4 protein-coding genes are annotated in these 4161 nt (G+C 73.9%); 3 read left to right on the forward strand and 1 reads right to left on the reverse strand.

Going from position 1 to position 4161, the window contains the following annotated elements; translation table 11 throughout:
- Positions 1 to 95: 95 nt before the first annotated feature.
- A complete protein-coding gene (locus H5J30_RS20065) occupies positions 96 to 455 on the reverse strand; it encodes a hypothetical protein (protein WP_181788791.1) in 360 nt (119 codons plus the stop codon).
- Positions 456 to 717: 262 nt separating this feature from the next.
- Here H5J30_RS20065 and H5J30_RS20070 point away from each other — a divergent pair, with 262 nt between their 5' ends.
- The 3 genes from H5J30_RS20070 to H5J30_RS20080 form a co-directional block, all read left to right on the forward strand.
- Complete coding sequence (locus tag H5J30_RS20070) at positions 718 to 1209, forward strand: (2Fe-2S)-binding protein (protein ID WP_181788792.1); 492 nt, start codon at positions 718 to 720, stop codon at positions 1207 to 1209.
- Positions 1206 to 3590 carry a xanthine dehydrogenase family protein molybdopterin-binding subunit gene (locus H5J30_RS20075; RefSeq protein ID WP_181788793.1) on the forward strand — a complete coding sequence of 795 codons (2385 nt, stop codon included), beginning with the start codon at positions 1206 to 1208 and terminating at the stop codon, positions 3588 to 3590. Before H5J30_RS20070 ends, H5J30_RS20075 begins: the two co-directional genes overlap by 4 nt.
- A partial coding sequence (locus tag H5J30_RS20080; protein WP_181788794.1) for an FAD binding domain-containing protein occupies positions 3587 to 4161 on the forward strand: 575 nt, incomplete at its 3' end. The genes H5J30_RS20075 and H5J30_RS20080, both read left to right, overlap by 4 nt.

The raw sequence follows: 4161 nt of genomic DNA on the forward strand, positions 1-4161 counted from the left end.
ACCTCTTCGACGCGGTCGTCCGCCACCCGGTCACCGTCGCCTGAGCCCGGGGCCCGGCCGCGCGCACGCGGCCGGGCCCCGCCGGCTGCCGGTGCTCAGAGCGCGTCCGGGGCGTCGAAACGCACCGAGCGAAGCTCCAGTTCGTCCCTGGTGGGCCTGCCGTGCGCCCGCAGCCGCCACTCGGGGCCGGTGCAGTTGGCGCCGACGTAGACGGTCGCCGCGGTGTCGGTCTCGTTGTGCGGGGCGTAGCCGGGCGGCACCCGGTCGTCGCCGACGCCGTAGAGGTTGATGCACTTGCCGCTGACCGGGTCGTGCAGGTCGACGCGGCGCTCCTGGCCGAAGCCGTCCACGTACGTGTAGTGGAAGTCGCCCTGGGCGGCCTGGGCGGGACCGGCCAGCGGCAGCACGAGGGTGAGTGCGGCGAGAACGGAACCCAGGGCGGTGCGCAGCTTCATGAGGGCCTTTCCGAAGACGATCGGGTGTCGGTGCGGGCCCGACCCTAGAAGGGCGACACGGGACGAAACGGTCCGCCGGCGCCATTCGCCCCGCGCGTCACGCGAGCACCACCCCTTCGGATGAGAATGATCACTATGCGACAAGCGGCAGTTCGGCCCGCCCGGCTGCCGAGGGGCCACCGCCTGGTTCCCCCGTCCCGGATGCGGTCCTACAGTGGCGCACATCACAGCGCCACGGACCCGTCCGATCCGGGGAGGGCACATGAGCCGCATCTCGGTCACAGTCGACGGCACGACCTACGAGGACGACGTGGAGCCGCGCCTGCTCCTCGTGCACTACCTGCGCGACCGCCTGGGCCTGACCGGCACACCCGTCGGCTGCGACACCGGCAACTGCGGTGCCTGCACGGTCGACGTGTCGGGCGCCAGCGTCAAATCCTGCTCCATGCTGGCCGTTCAGGCCGACGGGGCGGAGGTGACGACGATCCAAGGGCTGGCCGCCGACGGCCGGTGGCACCCGCTGCAGCGGGCCTTCCACGAGGAGCACGGGCTGCAGTGCGGCTACTGCACCCCCGGGATGATCCTCGCCGCCCGCGACCTGCTGCGGGCCAACCCGCACCCGACCGCGGAGGAGGTCAGGCACGGCCTGGAGGGCAACCTCTGCCGCTGCACCGGCTACCAGAACATCGTCCGCGCCGTCCTCGCCGCCGCCGCAGCGGCCGACGCCGACGCCGGCGGGGAGGCCGCGATATGACCACCGCAGAGCGCCCCGCGCCCGCCGTCGGCCGCTCCCACCCCCGCAAGGAAGACGCCCGCCTGGTCACCGGCCGCACGAGCTGGACCGACAACCTCACTTTGCCCGGCATGCTCCACATGGCGGTGCTGCGCAGCCCGATGGCGCACGCCCGCATCGACCGCCTCGACCTCACCGCCGTACGCGAACGCCCCGGCGTCGTCGCCGCGTTCGGGGCCGCGGACCTCGACGGCGAGCTGGGCTCCCTGCCCTGCGCCTGGCCGGTCACCGAGGACATCGTCCACCCCGACCACCCGCCGCTCGCCGTCGGCGAGGTACGCCACGCCGGCGACCCCGTCGCCGTCGTCGTCGCCCGCGACCGCTACGCCGCCGCCGACGCGCTGGAGGCCGTCGAGGTCGACTACACCCCGCTGCCGCCCGTGCTCGACATGGAGGCCGCGCTCACCGACGGCGCCCCGCTCGTCCACGCCGGCAAGGGCACCAACCGGTGCTTCGACTGGCCCCTGGCGAGCGGCGACTACGCCGCGGCCAGGGCCCGCGCCGACGTCGTCGTCACCCGCCGCTACGTCCAGCAGCGCCTCATCCCCAACGCCATGGAGCCCCGCGCCGTCCTCGCCGCCCCCGCGGCCACCGGCGCCGACGAGTACACCCTGTACTCGGCCACCCAGATCCCGCACATCCTGCGCCTGATGCTTGCCGTCGTCACCGGCATCCCCGAGCAGAAGATCCGGGTCATCGCCCCCGACGTCGGCGGCGGCTTCGGCTCCAAGCTCCAGGTGTACGCCGAGGAGGCCCTCGCGCTGGTCGTCGCCAAGCGCCTCGGCCGCCCGGTGAAGTGGACGGAGTCCCGCTCCGAGGGCTACCTCGCCACCCACCACGGCCGCGACCAGATCCAGGACGTCGAGGTCGCCGCGACCCGCGACGGCAGGCTGCTGGGCATGAAGGTCGACCTGCTGGCCGACATGGGCGCGTACCTCATGCTCGTCACGCCCGGCATCCCCATCCTCGGGGCCTTCATGTACCCGGGCATCTACAAGATGGACGCCTACGCCTTCCACTGCACCGGCGTCTTCACCACCAAGACCCCCACCGACGCCTACCGCGGCGCCGGGCGCCCCGAGGCCACGTACGCCGTCGAGCGCATCATGGACGAACTCGCCGCGGAACTCGGCCTCGACCCCGTCGAGTTGCGCCGGCGCAACTGGATCGGGCACGGCGAGTTCCCGTACACCTCGGTCGCCGGCCTGACCTACGACAGCGGCAACTACGAGGCCGCCACCGACAAGGCCCTCGCCCACTTCGGCTACGCCGCGCTCCGCGCCGAGCAGCGCGAGCGGCACGCGCGCGGGGACACCGTGCGGCTCGGCGTCGGCGTCTCCACGTACACCGAGATGTGCGGCCTGGCCCCCAGCCGGGTGCTGCGCGACCTGCGGTACGCGGCCGGCGGCTGGGAGGCGGCGAGCATCCGCATGCTGCCCACCGGCAAGGTCGAGGTGATCACCGGCACCAGCCCGCACGGCCAGGGGCACGCCACCACCTGGAGCCAGATAGCCGCAGACGTGCTCGGCGTCCCCGTCGAGGACGTCGACGTGCTCCACGGCGACACGCGCATCGCGCCGCAGGGCATGGACACCTACGGCTCGCGCTCGCTGGTCGTCGGCGGTGTCGCGGTGCACGAGGCGGCGGTGAAGGTGGTCGGCAAGGCGCGCCGGGTCGCGGCCCACCTGATGGAGGCCGCGGAGGAGGACCTGGAGTTCACGGCGGGCACGTTCGCCGTGCGCGGCTCGCCGGAGGAGGCGAAGACGATCCAGGAGGTCGCCTTCGCCACCTTCACCGGCCACGACCTGCCCGACGGCATGGAGCCGACGATCAACGCGGGACACGTCGTGGAGCCGGACAACTTCTCGTATCCGCACGGCACCCACCTGTGCGCGGTCGAGGTGGACACCGAGACCGGCGCGGTCCGCATCCGCTCGTACGTCGCCGTCGACGACGTCGGCAAGGTCGTCAACCCGCTGATCGTGGAGGGCCAGGTGCACGGCGGGCTCGCGCAGGGCATCGCCCAGGCGCTGTACGAGGAGGCCGTCTACGACGACGACGGCAACCTCGTCTCCGGCACCCTCGCCGACTACCACGTGCCCGCCGCCCCCGACCTGCCCGACTTTGTCACCGACCGCACCGAGACCCCCGCCACGTCCAACCCGCTGGGCGTCAAGGGCGTCGGCGAGGCCGGCACCATCGCCTCCACCCCCGCGGTCGTGGGCGCGATCGTCGACGCCCTGCGCCCGCTGGGCGTCACCGACGTGCGGATGCCCTGCACGCCGGAGCGCGTGTGGCAGGCGCTCCGGGAGGCGCAGGCGCGGAAGGGAGCCCAGGCATGATCCCCGCGGCATTCGACTACGTACGCCCCGAGTCGGTCGGCGATGCCGTCGGCGCCCTCGCCGCCGCCGAGGCCGCCGGGAGCGAGGCCAAGGTGCTCGCCGGCGGGCAGAGCCTGCTGCCGCTGCTGCGGATGCGGCTCGCCTTCCCCGACCTGGTCGTGGACGTGGGCCGGATCCCCGGGCTGCGCGGCGTGCGGGACGACGGCGACGCGCTGGTGATCGGCGCGATGACCACCCACCACGACGTCGTCGCCGACCCGCTGGTACGCCGCCACGCCGGGCTGCTCGCCGCGGCCACCGCCACCGTCGCCGACCCGGCCGTCCGGCACCGCGGCACCCTCGGCGGCTCGCTGGCCCACGCCGATCCCGCCGCCGACCTGCCGGCGGTGGCGCTCGCGCTGGACGCCGAGCTGACCGCGGTCGGGCCGCGGGGCCGGCGGACGGTCCCGGCCCGGGAGTTCTTCACCGACTACCTGACCACGGCGTTGGCGCCCGGCGAACTGCTGGCCGAGATCCGGGTGCCCAAGTACGACGGCTGGGGCTTCCGCTACGAGAAGTTCAGCCGGGCGGC

The sequence above is a fragment of the Streptomyces phytophilus genome, from assembly GCF_013870535.1.
Lineage (GTDB): Bacteria > Actinomycetota > Actinomycetes > Streptomycetales > Streptomycetaceae > Streptomyces > Streptomyces phytophilus.

What these genes read in the sequence shown, in the direction of transcription:
- H5J30_RS20070 (WP_181788792.1), top strand. Translation starts at nt 718, where the DNA reads ATGAGCCGCATCTCGGTCACAGTCGACGGCACGACCTACGAGGACGAC.
- H5J30_RS20065 (WP_181788791.1), bottom strand. Translation starts at nt 455, where the DNA reads ATGAAGCTGCGCACCGCCCTGGGTTCCGTTCTCGCCGCACTCACCCTC.
- H5J30_RS20075 (WP_181788793.1), top strand. Translation starts at nt 1,206, where the DNA reads ATGACCACCGCAGAGCGCCCCGCGCCCGCCGTCGGCCGCTCCCACCCC.